This window comes from Bacillus cereus group sp. N14 (assembly GCF_016483555.1).
Classification (GTDB): domain Bacteria; phylum Bacillota; class Bacilli; order Bacillales; family Bacillaceae_G; genus Bacillus_A; species Bacillus_A wiedmannii.
In genome coordinates this window covers 124351-141092 of the sequence record NZ_JAEHBQ010000013.1, presented here as the reverse complement: position 1 = coordinate 141092, position 16742 = coordinate 124351, and the positions used below count along the sequence as shown (strand labels likewise).

The window sequence follows — 16742 nt, the reverse complement described above, 5'->3', positions numbered from 1 at the left end:
AAATCAAAATGTGTGAATATGAAAATGGTTTGTAATAAATGTAAAAAAATAAAAAAATTTGGAAAATGATTTAATGTTTGTAATTTTTTGTCTTATAATAGTTCTTAGGTTTATTGTGATTATTTTTAATATTTAAATAATCATGCAAAACAAATATTGTTTGGGAGGTTTTTAGATTGGGGAAAAGAGTTGTTGTAAGAGTTCTAGCAGTACTTTCTGTACTTGCGCTATTCCTAAATGTTTTTTTACCAAGGGTTAGTGCAGAGGTAATGACGCACGAGAAATATTCAATGAACTGGAGTTATAGTAATAGTTTAGGCAAGTACATTCGAACTGAAATGATTAAAAATTCAAGCGGTCAAATTGCTTATTGCTTAACTCTTGGACTAAAATCACCAAATGGTGAAGATCTTCCTGAAATGGGGAAAACAGATAATGTAGTATATAGGGTCCTATTAAACGGTTTCCCGCAAAAAAGTGTTCAGCAGTTAGGAGTAGCTAATCAGAATGAAGCGCATTACGCAACTCAGCTTGCAGTTTGGAATGCATTAGGTCAACTTGATGTAAATGAACTGAAACATGAAAATAAAAATGTTGAAAAAGCAGCTAAGGCAATTATCAATACTGCTAACAATAGCGGCGATACACAAGATATCTATATGAATGTTATCCCAGCTGAAAAGCAAAAAGCAGAATTAAAAGGTGAGTTCTTCGAAACGAATCTATATACAGTACAAACAAATGCTAAGAGTGGTTCTTATAAAGTAGTAGCGAAAAATGCACCTAATGGAGTAAAAATTGTTAGTGAAAATGGTAAAGTGAAAGATCAACTTTCAGTTGGAGAGAAATTCCGTATCCAAATTCCTAAAAATACAAAAACAGGTGAATTTAATTTAAGTGTTGCTGCAAACTTAACAAAAGTTCAAGCAATTGCTTACCGCGGTACGGATACTGTTCAGAATGCTACAGTATTACTAGAAAGAAATGAAGAAAAGCTTAGTAGTGACCTTGCAGTAAATTGGGAAGCAGCTGGTTCTTTAAAAATTAAAAAAGTTGGGGAAAGTGGAGAAGTATTAGCTGGTGCGGTATTCGAGGTTTTTAATGCAAATAATGAATCAGTTGGGAAAATTACGACTGGTGCTGATGGTACTGCAGAATTAAATAACCTACCAATTGGTACTTATACTGTAAAAGAAATAAAAGCGCCAACAGGCTATGTTTTAGGTGATAAACCACAAACCATTGAGGTTAGGACAGGAGAAACTGGGGCTGTTCAAATAGTAAACAACAAGGCAAAGGGAAACATTGAAATAAAAAAACTTAGTGATTCAGGTAAAGTGCTACCTAATGTTGAATTCACTGTTTTTACTGAAGATGGAAAAGAAGTGAAAAAGGCAGTAACAAATGAAAATGGAATTGCAAAGGTTGAAGGCCTTACATTTGGTAAGTATTATTTCTTAGAGACTAAAACACCAAATGGATATATCGGAAATAAAACAAAGTATCCTTTTGAAATTAAAGATCATAATAAAACACTTACTTTTACAGTAGAAAATACCGAAGTAAAAGGTAGTGTAAAACTATTAAAAGTAGATACCGAAGATATTAGTAAAAAATTAGAAGGTGCAGTATTCGAGTTAAAAGATACAAGTGGAAAAGTAATTGGTGAATATAAGACAGATAAAAATGGTGAGATTAACGTTAAAGATCTAGCGTATGGTAAGTATTCATTTGTAGAAAAGACTTCACCAAACGGTTACGTTCTTGTTACAGAACCAATTGTGTTCGAAATAAAGGAACATGGAAAAATTATTGAGCTATTAGCAGTTAATCATCTAATCAAAGGTGATCTGGAAATTACAAAGATAGATGTTGCGGATGGTAACAATAAGCTTCCAAATGCAGAATTTACGATTTATAACGAAGCAGGAAAAGAAGTAGTAAAAGGTAAAACAGATGATAAAGGTATCGCTAAATTTGAAAAGCTACCATTTGGAAAATACACATATAAAGAAACTATTGCACCAAACGGTTATATCTTAAATGAAGAGACGTTTTCTTTTGAAATCAAAGAGAATGGTCAAATTATTAAACATATCGTCAAAGATGAGAAGATTCCTTCAATTAAAACAACAGCAACTGATAAAAAAGATGGTACAAAAGAAATGCACACTTCTAAGTCTGTAACAATCCAAGATAAAGTGGAATACAAAGACCTACAAGTAGGTAAGGAGTACACTTTAAAAGGTAAATTAATGGATAAAAAGACTAATATACCATTAGTTGTAAATGGTAAAGAAGTAACTGCTGAAACTAAGTTTACACCAAAAGAAGCAGCTGGTTCTATTACATTAGATTTCACTTTTGATGCAACTGGTTTAGAAGAAAAAGAAGTAGTAGTATTCGAAGAGCTACTGAAAGGTGGAAAAATTGTTACTACACATGCTGATATCAATGATAAAGGTCAAACAGTTAAGTTCGTTAAGCCATCAGTAAAAACAACTGCTACAAACAAAGCTGATGGTGGAAAAGAGATTCATTCAAAGGATTCTATCACAATCCAGGATAAAGTGGAGTACACTAACTTAGTTGTTGGTAAAGAGTACACTGTAAAAGGAAAATTAATGAACAAAGCTATTAATGAACCATTACTAATTGATGGTAAAGAAGTAACAGCTGAGACTAAATTTACTGCAAAAGAAAAGAACGGTTTTGTAACATTAGACTTTACTTTTGTTGGTGCTGAACAGCAAGGAAGAGAAGTAGTAGTGTTTGAAGACTTATTACATGAAAGCCAAGTAATTGCAACTCACGCTGATATTAACGATGTAGGTCAAACAGTACGATTTGTAGAGCCTTCTATTAAAACGACAGCTACAAATAAAGCTGATGGTTCTAAAGAGTTAGACGCTTCTAAAACTGTAACAATCCAAGATAAAGTGGAATACAAAGACTTAATCGTGGGTAAAGAGTACGTAGTAAAAGGTAAACTAATGGATAAAGCAACAAAAAAACCATTATTAGTTGATGGTAAAGAAGTAACAGTAGAATCTAAGTTTACTGCTAAAGAGAAGAATGGTTCTATCACATTAGACTTCACATTCAATGCTTCTGCATTACAAGGTAAAGAAGTGGTAGTGTTTGAAGAATTGTATCAAGATAATGTCTTGGTAGCTATTCACGTTGACATCGAAGATAAGGGGCAGACAGTGAAATTTAAAGAAGTAAAATCGGAGCAACCAAAACCGGAACAGCCGCATCAAGATAAAAATACTCCAACTACAGAACAACCAAAAGAGCAAGTAAAAGAACAACCACAACCTAAGAAAGATGTTCAATCTAAAATTGGATGGTTACCACAAACAGGTGCTGATCTTACAAGTTGGATTTCTATGGCTGCAGGCGCATTACTGTTAATTGTTGGTGGAGTTATTTTCTTAAAACGTAAAAACGCATAAAAATTAAAAAATAAGCACATCTGTTTTTACAGGATGTGCTTATTTTTATGTTAGTAAATTAGTCCTATTTACAGTATTCTAATCTATTTGACTATTTTTGAGATGTTGTAATAATTCCAGGACAGCAAAACAGTCAGCTGCTGCTCGATGTTTAATCGATAATTCTGTTGCATCACTTAATGAAATCCATCTTTTTGAATCTACATAATCGGCGTACATTTTCATAACACATGTGGATTTAAAATCCTTAAATTCTACATTGTTAGCAATACAGGTGTTTTCTATCATACCTAAATCAAATTCAGCGTTATAGATAAGTAAAGTTTTTCCTACGGTAACTTCACGTAACGCTTTATATATCGCTATCCACGATGGTGCATCTTGAACCATTTCATTTGTAATACCGTGAATGGAGGTTGCTTCAGCTGGAATAATTATAGTTGGTTTAACTAATGAATTTAATAGGATTTTTCCTGTTAAATCAATTACACTTATCTCGATAATTTGATCTCTTAGAGTAAGTCCAGTAGTTTCGGTATCTAAAATAACGAACTGATCTTTGTTTATAAACATTTGGTTGATAAATGTTTGGATTTTTAATTTTGTTTCTTTTAATTGATTCATAATTACTTGGTGTTCGTAGCAGCTAGGGCAGAGACTTAAACGTAGTTTAGCTTTACTTTGAACAACATGGCCACACTGTTTACAAGTCCGTTGCTCTATACCTAATTTTCTACCATTTGATAGTGCTAGTTTTTGCTTATCAGATAATTGTTGTTTTTTTTCTGATTTTGAGCGTTCATATAGCTCTATATACCTATTATTTACTCTCTGGAATACCTTAGCTACAGGAGCTTCTAAAGGCTTTAAACCTTCTTTGTTGAGTTTAGTTTTGCTTGCAAGTTCTATGGGGACCTCGCTCCAATTTTTATAACTTATCATTATTCTTCACCCCAATGGTTAATTTAGCTATTGAAATAAATATGTGGGAATTTTTTTGATTTATTATTAATCTTATCTAAATTCTAACCTAATTCTAATTTATGGTAAAATTAAAATGCGGATAGGAAGAAAAAGGGTAAATGGTAAGGGATTATTAGCATATCGGGGGAATAAAAATGTTAAACAATAATGTATTAGATGAACTATTTAATGAGGTAGCATATGAAGATGAATCGTATTTTTATTATTTTTACACTATGAAAATGGCAGCAACATCAGAATATATTAAACTTGGTCCTGGTGCATTTTTAGAAAATCAACATCAAGTGATCTGCTTTACTAATAAGAGGATAATGATGCTTGAATTGAATCCGTTAACTGGAAAGTTTAATGGCAATAAGATAATAATTGATATTGAAGATGTAGAGGAAATTAAAGTAAAAAGAGGGCTAATAAAGTCTAAAGTTATTGTTACATTAAAAGATAACAAAGGAGATATTGTTATGAATCCAAATAGTTTTACAATTGGATTATCAAATCATAAAAAGAACTTAATGAAACTGCAAGAGATGTATAGTTAAAAAGCAGTCTCTATAAAGTTGAAAAATTAATTTCGATTAAGATCTTGATAAAAGACTTATTAGAATGGATTTTTTGTTTCTTTTATATGGGATAAGTAATGATATTCAAACTTAATTTTTGAACAAAATATCTGAAGTTTATAGAATCAGTAAAAATATTCAATTTAACAAGTGATTTAATGTTGAAGAAAACATTAATTGTTGGAGCATTATGCTTATCACTCGCTTCTTTAGCTGCATATTTTTCTTCAGTCATCGTTTAATCTCCTTATATAAGGTTACTTACATTAGTATGCGCAAATGATGCCAAATTACTATTCCATATGTTTGAAATCATAGTGTATGCCTAGATGTTGGTAAAAAAGAACGATGCAAATAGTGATTGGTTAGGGGAATATGGACATATAAAAATAAATTCCAAGTGAACAGGGGGACTTCTATGAAAAAGGTGCAATGTTTCATTGTAGCTATTATTCTATTTTTAATTGCGGGTTGTGCTAAGATGGATGTTACAAAAATAGAAGAAGAATTAGGAGATTTCGAGAAAAAAATGAATTTACAACCATATTCTGATCATGGTTTATCCTATGAGAAAAGAAGAACACTTGAGGATATGCAATTTCTTGATATTGTTATTACGGGGAATGAATCCTTTCATAACTTGTCTCATAATGAAAAAGTAAAAGTTCTGACAGATTGGAAGAAAGAATTTGATAATCAGACATCTATTTCGTCTTTTGACTGCGGAGATTATACATGTAATTTTAGCTTTGGCTCAGTCCTTATTAAAGACAAAAGCGACACGTATTCGTTTTCTTATCATACTGCTGATCCCTCGATAATGAAAAACGATGAACGCTTCGAACGTATCAAATCAACAGAAGAAGAAGCGAGCGAAACGTTTTACAGGGAGTTAAATCAAAGGATGGATTGGTTTGTTTTGTCTTTATATAATTTCAAATTACGCGGATATCCTATTAGTTATGAAGAACCCTATCAAAAAAAGAAACACTTTACACGTTATCATGGTGAAATAGAGGATCACAGTAATAAAATTTATGAACTAATGGTGCAGACAAAGCAAGAAAATTTGATAGAAACAGCTAAGCAAATTCAAAATTATACACTTCAATACAAAGAAATATATATGAAAACCCCTAATAAGACTAGAGAAGATAAGAAACAGCTTGATGCAATAACCTATGAAATAGCAAAGGAATTACATGTCATTTCAAAAGCATTTCCGAATCCAAATATGATAGATGAAGAGGTAAAAGAGTTCAAAGACATTCTGACTAAACGTATTTGATTTGTTTTCATTTATATTGAAAGTATAAAAGACGACTCTGTGTCGTCTTTTTTTGCACGGCAGCGTATATCTACCTTGAAGATATGTTTTTTTGATAGTACGTATACCAAAATAGATTGTAAATCATGTAGTTGATATAATTATCTTAATTATAGAATTAATAGAGGTGTAGGGATGGCGAAATTATCAAAAGCCTTATTAGAACGATTAGGAGTAGCTGCAGTTACGGAGCATGCAAATAAATCCGAAACGACGCTAAGAGCAAATATACCCGTAGGAGATAAAGGGATTTCATTTGATGGTGAGATTGAAGTATTTAAGGATGATACGGAATCGGTACAATCGCTAATTGGTAGAGTACCTGTTCAAGTAAAGGGCACACAAGTTCAGGAATTTACGGCAGGAAATCGAACGTTTCCAACGGGAATGGACCATTTTCAAAATTACTACAATAGCCAAGGAGTTATCATTTTTGTAGTAGAGATTAAAAGAAATCGTGAATCAAAGGTGTTTTATAAACAATTAGTACCTACAGAAATTCATGGGATCTTACAGGAATACGGAATAAAAAAGGGGCAAGGGCAAAGAAGGATTGAGCTGAGACCGATATCCGAGACGGATTTGGCAAGTGTATGTATTAAATTCATGAATGAAACGAAGAAACAACCATTAATGTTAATCGAAAATAAGCCTTTTGAACGAGAAGATTATACAAGTTATGAAATGACGAGTTTAACATTTGATCCGTCTATTGGAAATATATTTGAGCATGATTTTACGCTTTATGGCGTGAAAGAGAAACTCACTGTTCCGCTAGATCATTTTCGAATAGATGCTTTAAAGTCTGAAATAATAGAAACAATTATTATAGATGGCGTATCATATGAGTTATTTATAGAAACAACGAATATGGAAAAGGAAGTCATACTGTTAATTGAAAATTCTTTAGAACTAAATTATACAATTGGTACTAGTAAATTTGATTTTAAATTAAAGAGGTTGCATTCTTTGGCTGCACAACTAAAAGTATTGCCACTCGTACTTGATTTACTAACAGGAAGAAATGTGGAATTTGTACAACTAGGATGGACATTTGATTTATCTGTTACGGAAAAAGAACGTGAGATGAGTAAAACTTACAAGAGATTGTATCGTACAATGTTACAGCTTAAGGAAGTTTTTCAGCAATTAGATGTTGATGAAACGACTGAGTTTGGGGATGAAACAATAGAAAGAAACAAATTTATAAATCAAATTGATATTTTTAATAAGATGATGCTGGAAGATGATCGTAGTAATTTTAAAGTAGAATTTCCAGAAGAAGCGAAATATATAGGGTTTAATATAGGGGGAATGAAATTCATATTATTTTATGATCCTTACTCGAAACCAATATTTACAAATGCATTTTCTCAAAACATTTCTAATAAACGTATAAGTGTAATTTACAATGATGTTGAAACACCGTATACACCATATACCTTATTTGACAGTCAATCATTGGTATGTAGTTGTAACGTGAATATAACAGTAATCAAAGAGTCATTTAACCGAATTGATCCGTTTGTGAATGATGAAGTTGCATATATTTCGAATGACTTTTGTTTAACATGTATCCATGCTTTCGATCTTTCACAAAACGAAGATTTCTTAGAGTTAGCTGATTATATATATAGCAAATATCAAGGCGATACCTTAACTCCAGAGATACTATATATCAATCAAACACAAATTAAGAAACGAAGAGAAGGGGAATTGTCGGAAGCCGATGTGCATAGACTTTTTTCGATAAAGCAAGAACATGCAGGTGATATAGGAATGAACTTCTGTACAAGTGTCCTATTAGAAAGTAAAGTAGAGGCGAAGTTACTATTTGATAAATTGAGTAGGGAAGAACAAGAGCGCTATAAAGCGTTCCCGATTTATAAACTCTATTATGATATGACTGCTACTGTACTAGTTTAACAACTGATCCCTCATTTGTGATGTTTAGCTTGAGTTGCTTTGAACAACATGAAGAGAACTAAGATGATTTTGTAGGCTACTTTGTTATTTATTGTCCGAATCTATGAAAATGGTCCGTTTGTGATTAACCATCATAAACGGACCATTTTCATAGATTATGACCTAATTTTAATTTACATTAAAAAGTAAATTAGTGAATGTTTCCTCCATTTCTGGGTCTTTCTTTGAGAACACTTCATGCTTCTCAGTCAATAGTTCCCTTAAAATATCATCTAATTTTTGCGAAACATGTACTAGTTTTACCTCTTCACCTTTAATATGTTGCCCGTGTACAACTGTAGAACGACAGTCGTAAGCCATCTTAATAATTTTATATAATTCTTTCTTGGATTCACCAGAAGTCCCCAACAACAATGCAACACGTTCAGCAATCTTGTGGTTAACCTCAGAAGTTCCAACTGTAAATAGGCATTCTAGTGCATTACAATAAAAAACTATTTTCATTGGCAGAATACAGCATGTTCTTGCTCTAATTGTGAAATAAAAAGCCCTATCTAATCGGTTTGAGCCTTTATTTTTGAATAGATGATCTGCATCAGGATTCTTACCCCCGAAGTTTTTTTCATCATATTCTTCGATTGGATAAGGTATAAACTCACGAGTTGCTGATAAAATTTGATTTTTTGTGAAATTTGATTCCATATCAACACACGAAGAGTGGTAAAATATTTCGGACAGTGATGCTTTGTAAATAAAACCGTCTTCGAAATCCTTATAATATGCAAGTAAAAATCCATCTCTTACATAAATGCTATTGTCTTTAATTAGCCATAAGTCTTGAAGAAAACTTTGCGCTAGTCTTAGATAATAATAAGTATATTTAACTCCTATTTCATCCATTTCTGCTTTTGATTTGATAGTTTCAAATTCACCATCTATGTATAGATAAGGATTATTGTCATATTCTCGTATGGAAATTTTCCCAGCAGTATGTTGCATCAATTGTGTATTTAAAATTTTGTTTTTTTCTTCTGGTCCATTTGTAATTCTTGCTCCTGGAAAAAGTTCTATACCCTTATTGAGAACAGTTTCTAATTTTAAATTGAAAAGTGGGGTTATAAATCTGAATTTCATTTGAGTTCTCCTCTCAAAAATAAGAATGAATTTTGCTGTTGAAGCTAATCTACTTAAAGCGTAACAAAATATAAAATATAAGTCATGAAATATATTCTTTACATTAAAAAAATTAAATGTATTTAAAATAAAGGGTTGAGTGCATGGTGCATATATCGCTTATTTACTATTTCTATAACAAGTAGAGTTAATAAAGATTCCACTTTCAGTGGATATTGAAAATTACTCACTTAGCATTAATAATTAGAAAGTGAAAAAACATTTTTATTGTTGGAGTAGGTTATGGTGTTTATTAGAGCATTACATAATTTATAAACAGCACGGGTGTATTTCAGGCTATGTATGTTTAGTCAACGATTACAATTTTCTCAGTGATATCTAATTATTCGACGAGGTTATAGTGTAAAAGTAAGGGGAGATAAATCATGAGGAAATCATATTTATATGGGTTGTCATACGAACTTACTTTATATTAGTTTACATAACCTTTATTATAGGTGTTTGTAAAAAAAGATCGGAATAAATCTCAAATTGAAAAGAATACTTATGTTATTGAGACAGAAGAAAAATTTAGAAGTTATATTTTGAAATCTGTATTAAAATTATATTAAGCGGAATGCTCAGCTAAACCAAGTACAATATAAAAGTACTATAGGAAACACTCTATTTCGACATTATAAACAATCAAGTTTTGCGAAAAATACAATCTACTTAGCCTTAAGCGATTAAAGTTAACTGTTTTGTATTAAAGTGTATTTATATACTGGATATGTCCTATAAGCAACTATGTAATCAATATTAATATGTATAGTTGAATGTATCTGAAACTAAAAGATGTTCGGACTAATGAAAGATAAAGTGAATGACGTATTTTGTTAGATGAGAATAAAAGTTAATATGAAGAGGTGAAAAACAAACAATTCGAAACTTCGCACGAAATACCAATTTTACGCACAATAATACGATTATATAAAAGTTAAATACAGTATCTAGGGATTTCAAGCCCAAGTGCATGAATCTTAGTATATTGGTATACGCCATAAAATTCATATTTTATATAAGAATAATCAAATGCTGAATTACTCATAAACAATTTTTATAGTGAATTACATTTTAATTTATAAGAGCTTTTCTTGTGTTGATCTAACTAACTCTTGATTAAATTAACCAATTCACATTTTATAACGACTTTTAAACTGTGTTCATGTATTCATTTTGTTAGAATTTATATTTGAAAATCGTTTTATTTTATATACATATATAATTTTTATCGCCAAATATGAATTTATCACTTGGTTATCTATAACTTTTATTAGAATAATTACACTTTCCCATTCAATTTCGAGTGAATTTTATTATTTCATAATTTAATTATGTAAATAAGTTCGTGTAAAAATTGAATTTAACGCGAACTTGTGTTCGTTTATTTTTTCTGTTATAGTATATATGAGGTGATTTTTATGGATTACAGCAAGCAACGTCAAAAATCAGTACATCGTAAGAAATTATACGAGAATTTAAATGAAATGCCCTTTTACATAGAAGAATTTGTGGAGTACAAAGAATTGCATGATGCCTCTCCCTCCACCCTACTGAATTATGTATATGATTTTAGAGTTTTCTTTAATTGGCTATTATCTGAACAAATTATTGAATTTAAGCCCATTAAAGACATATCCTTCTCTGATTTGGAGAATTTAAAGAAAAAAGATGTTGAGAACTTTATGAGATTTTTAAAACTACAACAAAATATGCAGAATTCCTCTGTTAACAGAAAAATTTCAGCCTTAAAGTCTTTATTTAAGTACCTTACCTCCCTATCAGAGAATGATGATGGAGAATGTTATTTTTATAGAAATGTAATGGCTAAAATTGAAATACATAAAAATAAGGAAACATTAAATGCCCGTGCAAAACGTATGAGATCTAAAATATTTCATAATGATGACGATCAAGAGTTTTTGAATTACATTAAGTACGAACATGAAAAATCTTTAACAAAACATCAGTTGTTCTATTTCCTAAGAGATAAAGATCGTGATGTAGCTATTCTTTCTCTCTTTCTTGGTAGTGGTATTCGTGTAAGTGAATTGGCCGATCTTCGTATGGAAGATATAAACTTAAAAGAAAGGCTAATTGATGTAATACGAAAAGGAAACAAAGAAGATTCTGTATGGATTACCCCAATTGCATTGAATGATCTTGAAAATTATATGGAAATTAGAGATAAAAAATATGCTCCAGGGAAAGAATTAAAAAATGTATTCTTATCGAAGTATAAACATACTGCACAGCCTCTTTCAGTTAGGGCTATCCAAGATATAGTAGAAAAATATACTAAGGCCTTTGGTAAAAGAATGTCTCCTCATAAATTAAGACATACATTGGCAAATAAGTTATATATGGAAGAAAAAGACTCGTTACAAGTGATGCAGCAACTTGGGCATACTAGCCAAGATACGGCTTTATTATACACACAGCTTGGAGAAACAACTATTAAAGATAGCTTAGGCAGAATAGGAAAGAATAAATAATAAAAGTTCAGCAATTTTACATTGCTGAACTTTTATTATTTTCCCTATACTAGGGTTAAAATGATATTTATTATTCGTTTCACATTTGATTTTATTATGTAAAAAATATATAGTTTGAAATCTACATTAATTGGAATATAAAAACTCTCTCTTAGTAGATATAAATAAAAATTTTAGATTTCTACAATTGTTGTTTACGTTAAATCGGAATTTAACGAACAGTTGAGGAAATGTGAGTTAAACTCCCCTCCTATCTTAATGTATGTTGTACAAGGACAAGAAAGTCTAAACGGAATTTTTATAGATTTACAGAATTATATTCATTTAATCTTGTGTAAAAAGACATGAAAATGGGTACTTTTTATAAAGGGATTGCTTCAGTTATATATAATTTAAATATATTAAAGAATTATTCATTCTTCTCTATTTACCTATACTATTGTCTATATCGATTTATTCATATATTTTTATTTATTTCTGGTGAATAATAAGAATTAAATCAACTTGAAAGAAATCGTTTAAAAAAACTCACAAATGCTTCAAAAGGTCTATATATTTTTGAAGTACTTTAAAATGTTATCTCGAACTTTTTGACACATTGTTTTTTATAGAAATCACCTCACTTCAAAAGGTGTACCTTTTGAAACGCTTTGCAGACGTATCCAGGATGCGTTTTATCTTTAGATATATATAAATAAAAAATATTCTAAAATCCATACCTTTTCGAACATAATAAAAAGAAGAAGCTATAAAGGCTTCTTCTTTTATAATGATGTAAATAAACCTTCCCGGATTATTCTTCCCCATGTTTATTTATTATACTTTTGAAGAAAGGCTTTTACTTTTTCATAAGCAAACTGAGTACTCAAGCTATCTGGTGCTCCATCAAAAACATGGTCGGCTCTTGGAAGAAGATAAAGTTCATGAGAAACGTTATTTTCTTTTAGTTTTCTATCCAAAATTTCAGCCTGTTCTTCTGGTACAATTCGGTCACTTGTTCCTAAAAGTGTAATAGTAGGAGGTGTTTTTTCCTGAATGTAACTAATCGGAGAAAGTATTTTATAACGATCAGGGAATTGTGAAGGTGTACCCCCAATATATTTTTCCATTACATCTTGCATATAATCAGGACTTGGGCTATTCTTATAAATTCCTTCCATATCAGACAAACCGTATATATTAATCACAGAGTTAACAGTTACTGATGGTACATTTGTTGAAGGAGGTAACTTTGTATCTCCCATACTATAGGCGGCTAGCATAGCTAGATTTCCACCTGCTGACTGTCCCATTACGTTTATTTTTTCAGGATCAATATTGTAAGCATCCGCATGTTCTGCTACCCATCCTATTGCTGATTTTACATCAGCTACTTCATCTTTCCATCCTGCATGAGGTGGCATACGATATTGTATAGCAAACACAGTATATCCTAATTCACTTAACCATTGACTCCAGTGAGGGGCCATTTCTTTATCACCCTCAACCCATCCACCTCCATGCACTTTTACAATAGCGGGATGTAGTGATTGTTTTGAGTCTCCATGGGCTCGCCATACATCAAGCTTTAATTCCACGCCATCAGCTGTTGTTTCGTATACGACGTCCTGTGTGAATTTTGATGTGATTTCTGTCTTACCAAAAAAATGAGAACTAAGTGAAACGGAAACATTCTCTTTTTTTGCATAGTTTAACATTTTAATGATTGGCTCGACAGTTAGAAAACTTAATAATAAAACTAAAGGGATCAAAATTGCACGAGCTAGTAAAGCTTTCCTCCAGACAGCTAATACTAATAAAATGATTATCACAACAGTTATACCTAATAGCAACGTAGGTATTATCAATGCACCCGCTCCGAGGACACTCATTATATTAGGAAAACCGCCTGGATTCCAAATATAGTATGTCATAATGCTGATAATAGGCAATACAATTACTGCAAGGATTGTCAGTAACCATTGAATAAAACCTCTAGGCCGCCATGAGGTTGGTTGTTCTTGATGTTTTTTTTTTTTCACTTTTCTAACTCCTTTCAAACAAATAAAATACCTTTTTAATAAAAATACCTCAAAAAATAATTTAACTCTAATTTAATGATGAACTAAGTACATAGTCGTTATGTGAACCATTTATTCTCCTATTTCTGCATTCAACCATTATATATTTCACTAGCATTCACTTACTCTTGCAACGACCTGCTACCCTGAAGAAGAAATTATAGCATACGAAACCAGATATGATAATCTGCTTAGTAAAGGGTATGAAGAAAATATCCAAACTAAAGGGAAATATGCCAAGGAATCCGAAAAGACTCTCCTGAACAGATTAACGAAGTATAAATCGAATCATTTGCTATTCTTCAGGGATTTCAAGGTAGCATATAACAATAATCTTTCCGAGCGAGATTTACGAAAATGCAAGATGAAACAGAAGGTATCAGGTTGCTTTAGAAAACAAAGCGGAAATGAATTGTATTGCACGGTTATGAGCTTTGTTGAGACTTGTAAAAGAAAAGGAAACAACTCTCTGTTCTAGAATCAATAGAAAAGGTATTTACAGGTAGACCAGTTCAACTATAGACTGGTCTATTTATAGTTTTTATTTAATCATTAAGGCTGAATAGTAACAATCAATCTGAAAATCCAAATGAAGGTAAGAGTAAATTTTTGACAAAGCTTCGCTAAAACGCTAAAATAACGTTTCATGTGAAAATTTAAGATGAAATGATGGGTGAATATTTGGTTGAATGAAATGATATTAATATAAATTAGGAGGAATCGTATGATACGTAATAGAGTTATAGCAGTATTATTTAGAATTGGTAGCCTTATTTTTGCATTATATGGTCTATTATCACGTATGGGCATCCAATCGGGCGAAATGAATTTTAAGATATTTATGTACTATACTATCCAAAGTAATTTTTTAGCACTGATCTTGTTTAGTATACTTACTATACGTACAGTTAAGGGATTGATAAATGATGGTAAGACGGGAAGTGCTGTCTATTTTCCACGCTTTGAAATGATATGTGTAATTGATTTACTTTTAACACTTATCGTTTATTGGGTGTTGCTTGCTCCTACTACCTTTACAATGGGTGGAAGTTTTTATCTTTGGAAATTTGATAATCTTGCAGTACATTTGATTACACCTATTCTTTGCCTTGTAGATTATTTTCTATTTACAGAATCTAATCATTTAAAATACCGAGATGTATATTATGTTTTGATATACCCGCTCTCATATGTGGCATTTGCTACTATCGCAGGTCTAATGGGATATGTGTACAATATATCGCCAATTGATGGGAAGCCAGTACATTATGCTTACTTTTTCTTTGACTATGACAGAATAGGAGCAAAATCCCTTGTCTACATCGGTGGCCTTATAGTATTTTTCTTGGTACTTAGCCATATTATGTATTTGTTTGACAAGAAAGTTTATAAACCTTTAGTTGTAAGCAAATAATGTTATCCATTGCAATGATCTTTTGGTTGGTTAATATGTTTTTGTAGTGATTACATCATAACAATAAAAAAGGGTCATTGCTTTTTTATTGGGTTCTTTCACATCTAGTGTGGGTGAACTTAAATCCGACTTTGCCTGACGCTACCCCATGCCCATCAAGCCAAGATTTTGAGGTACCCCAAAAACAGAATTTCTTCTCTCTATATTTATCTATGAGAATTAAGTTCATTTTTTTGCTTTAGGGAACAATCAATTTATTAACTTGATAGCGATGGGGTAGCACCAACATTACACGAATTTCGTACGCTTAGATGTAAAATGACAATAAAGTTATTTAATTTTACAAGTCCAAACAACTATACCTTTAACCCCGTCCTAAATTTAGAACGGGGTTAAAGGTATAGTTGTTTATTTCTTATTAAGATAATCCTTTACCTTATTAGCTTCTTCATAAGGATATTGATACTCTAGAATATCAGCAACTTCAATAGCTACTTGTTCAAATAAACGAATCATTTCAAAAAGGGAATGCCATACTTGTTTATACTCTCCATTAGGGTACGTCTTCAATAAACGTTCCCATATGTCCTTATTAACATAGCGCTCTAGGTACTTACTGTTTTTCCCTACACTCAATGAAAAATTGGTTTCTATGCCAACTTTCCACTCAAGCATTGTTAATAGCATTTCTCTTACACTATTTAAGTGTTCATAAGCGTAAAGTATTTCTTCTCTCCATAATCCTTTAGCTACATTAGTCGAAATCCACCAAAATTCATTACAACAATCAGCAAAAAAGACAGCGGATGGTTTTTTAACCCAATATCCTCAGGTGTTTGCATTATTATTCTTTTCCCAAAAACATCTACCCAATCAGGATTATTTAAAAATGATTGAAAATCTGATACAAGATAAACAATATCGTAATCCCTAAAATTATCTTTTGGTACATTAGAGTTTGCTCTAGAACCATTCATTCCAACAGCTCTTACTCTATCATCTTCATTAGCAACTCTTAATATTAATTCCATCATTTCTTTTTCTGTACGCATTCTTTATTCCTCCTAAAAATGTAAATAATATTTATAAACATTTCTAAAAGGTGGACCTCTAATTAGTATTGTATAACTTTATATAAAGTGCTCCATCATTAACATCCTAAATCCTCCATTTTCTAGATCGAAATTTATTTAGTAAATAAAATGTTATTTTTACTATAATATCACAACATTTTTTAAATACCTATTTTAGTTCAAAAGGACTTTATTCACTAGTTGGTTATAGGAACCTTATAGCTATTGCAATTGAGGTTGACTAACCAGTACCAGATAGTCAACATAGTCCC

The 16742-nt window shown here is 31.3% G+C and carries 11 protein-coding genes and 1 pseudogene; 7 read left to right on the top strand and 5 right to left on the bottom strand.

Going from position 1 to position 16742, the window contains the following annotated elements:
* Positions 1 to 176 precede the first annotated feature (176 nt).
* Entirely contained in the window at positions 177 to 3458 is a 3282-nt protein-coding gene (locus tag JDS82_RS18970) for a VaFE repeat-containing surface-anchored protein (protein WP_199713747.1), read from the top strand.
* Positions 3459 to 3536: 78 nt separating this feature from the next.
* On the opposite strand, the gene JDS82_RS18965 is transcribed toward JDS82_RS18970, so the two are convergent.
* Positions 3537 to 4400, bottom strand: coding sequence for a 3'-5' exonuclease (locus JDS82_RS18965; RefSeq protein ID WP_199713746.1), 864 nt, complete (start codon positions 4398 to 4400; stop codon positions 3537 to 3539).
* 176 nt (positions 4401 to 4576) lie between these two features.
* Here JDS82_RS18965 and JDS82_RS18960 point away from each other — a divergent pair, with 176 nt between their 5' ends.
* On the top strand, positions 4577 to 4981 hold the full coding sequence (locus JDS82_RS18960) for a PH domain-containing protein (protein WP_199713745.1): 405 nt from the start codon (positions 4577 to 4579) through the stop codon (positions 4979 to 4981).
* An 82-nt stretch (positions 4982 to 5063) separates the two neighbouring features.
* On the opposite strand, the gene JDS82_RS18955 is transcribed toward JDS82_RS18960, so the two are convergent.
* Positions 5064 to 5237, bottom strand: coding sequence for a hypothetical protein (locus tag JDS82_RS18955; protein WP_176359489.1), 174 nt, complete (start codon positions 5235 to 5237; stop codon positions 5064 to 5066).
* 183 nt (positions 5238 to 5420) lie between these two features.
* Between JDS82_RS18955 and JDS82_RS18950 the strand changes: the two genes are divergently transcribed.
* A complete protein-coding gene (locus JDS82_RS18950) occupies positions 5421 to 6290 on the top strand; it encodes a hypothetical protein (protein ID WP_199713744.1) in 870 nt (289 codons plus the stop codon).
* Positions 6291 to 6464: 174 nt separating this feature from the next.
* A complete protein-coding gene (locus JDS82_RS18945) occupies positions 6465 to 8255 on the top strand; it encodes a DUF4365 domain-containing protein (protein WP_199713743.1) in 1791 nt (596 codons plus the stop codon).
* 168 nt (positions 8256 to 8423) lie between these two features.
* Here JDS82_RS18945 and JDS82_RS18940 read toward each other — a convergent pair whose 3' ends face one another.
* A complete protein-coding gene (locus JDS82_RS18940; RefSeq protein ID WP_199713742.1) occupies positions 8424 to 9389 on the bottom strand; it encodes a HEPN domain-containing protein in 966 nt (321 codons plus the stop codon).
* Positions 9390 to 10849: 1460 nt separating this feature from the next.
* On the opposite strand from JDS82_RS18940, the gene xerS reads away from it, so the two are divergent.
* Positions 10850 to 11923 (top strand): tyrosine recombinase XerS, encoded by a 1074-nt coding sequence (xerS, locus tag JDS82_RS18935; protein WP_199713741.1) that lies wholly within the window; start codon positions 10850 to 10852, stop codon positions 11921 to 11923.
* 809 nt (positions 11924 to 12732) lie between these two features.
* On the opposite strand, the gene JDS82_RS18930 is transcribed toward xerS, so the two are convergent.
* A complete protein-coding gene (locus tag JDS82_RS18930) occupies positions 12733 to 13962 on the bottom strand; it encodes an alpha/beta hydrolase (protein ID WP_242474916.1) in 1230 nt (409 codons plus the stop codon).
* A gap of 178 nt (positions 13963 to 14140) precedes the next feature.
* On the opposite strand from JDS82_RS18930, the gene JDS82_RS30310 reads away from it, so the two are divergent.
* Positions 14141 to 14461, top strand: a complete 321-nt coding sequence (locus JDS82_RS30310; RefSeq protein ID WP_088116073.1) for an IS66 family transposase — start codon at positions 14141 to 14143, stop codon at positions 14459 to 14461.
* A 246-nt stretch (positions 14462 to 14707) separates the two neighbouring features.
* Entirely contained in the window at positions 14708 to 15397 is a 690-nt protein-coding gene (locus JDS82_RS18920; RefSeq protein ID WP_199713740.1) for a Pr6Pr family membrane protein, read from the top strand.
* A gap of 408 nt (positions 15398 to 15805) precedes the next feature.
* On the opposite strand, the pseudogene JDS82_RS18915 reads toward JDS82_RS18920, so the two are convergent.
* Positions 15806 to 16449 (bottom strand): annotated as a pseudogene (locus tag JDS82_RS18915) (aminoglycoside 6-adenylyltransferase).
* Positions 16450 to 16742: the final 293 nt, after the last annotated feature.

Excerpts from the sequence above, each read along its gene's own strand:
- JDS82_RS18945 (WP_199713743.1), top strand. The coding sequence starts at position 6,465 with ATGGCGAAATTATCAAAAGCCTTATTAGAACGATTAGGAGTAGCTGCA.
- JDS82_RS18960 (WP_199713745.1), top strand. The coding sequence starts at position 4,577 with ATGTTAAACAATAATGTATTAGATGAACTATTTAATGAGGTAGCATAT.
- JDS82_RS18940 (WP_199713742.1), bottom strand. The coding sequence starts at position 9,389 with ATGAAATTCAGATTTATAACCCCACTTTTCAATTTAAAATTAGAAACT.
- JDS82_RS18920 (WP_199713740.1), top strand. The coding sequence starts at position 14,708 with ATGATACGTAATAGAGTTATAGCAGTATTATTTAGAATTGGTAGCCTT.
- JDS82_RS18965 (WP_199713746.1), bottom strand. The coding sequence starts at position 4,400 with ATGATAAGTTATAAAAATTGGAGCGAGGTCCCCATAGAACTTGCAAGC.
- xerS (WP_199713741.1), top strand. The coding sequence starts at position 10,850 with ATGGATTACAGCAAGCAACGTCAAAAATCAGTACATCGTAAGAAATTA.
- JDS82_RS18955 (WP_176359489.1), bottom strand. The coding sequence starts at position 5,237 with ATGACTGAAGAAAAATATGCAGCTAAAGAAGCGAGTGATAAGCATAAT.
- JDS82_RS18950 (WP_199713744.1), top strand. The coding sequence starts at position 5,421 with ATGAAAAAGGTGCAATGTTTCATTGTAGCTATTATTCTATTTTTAATT.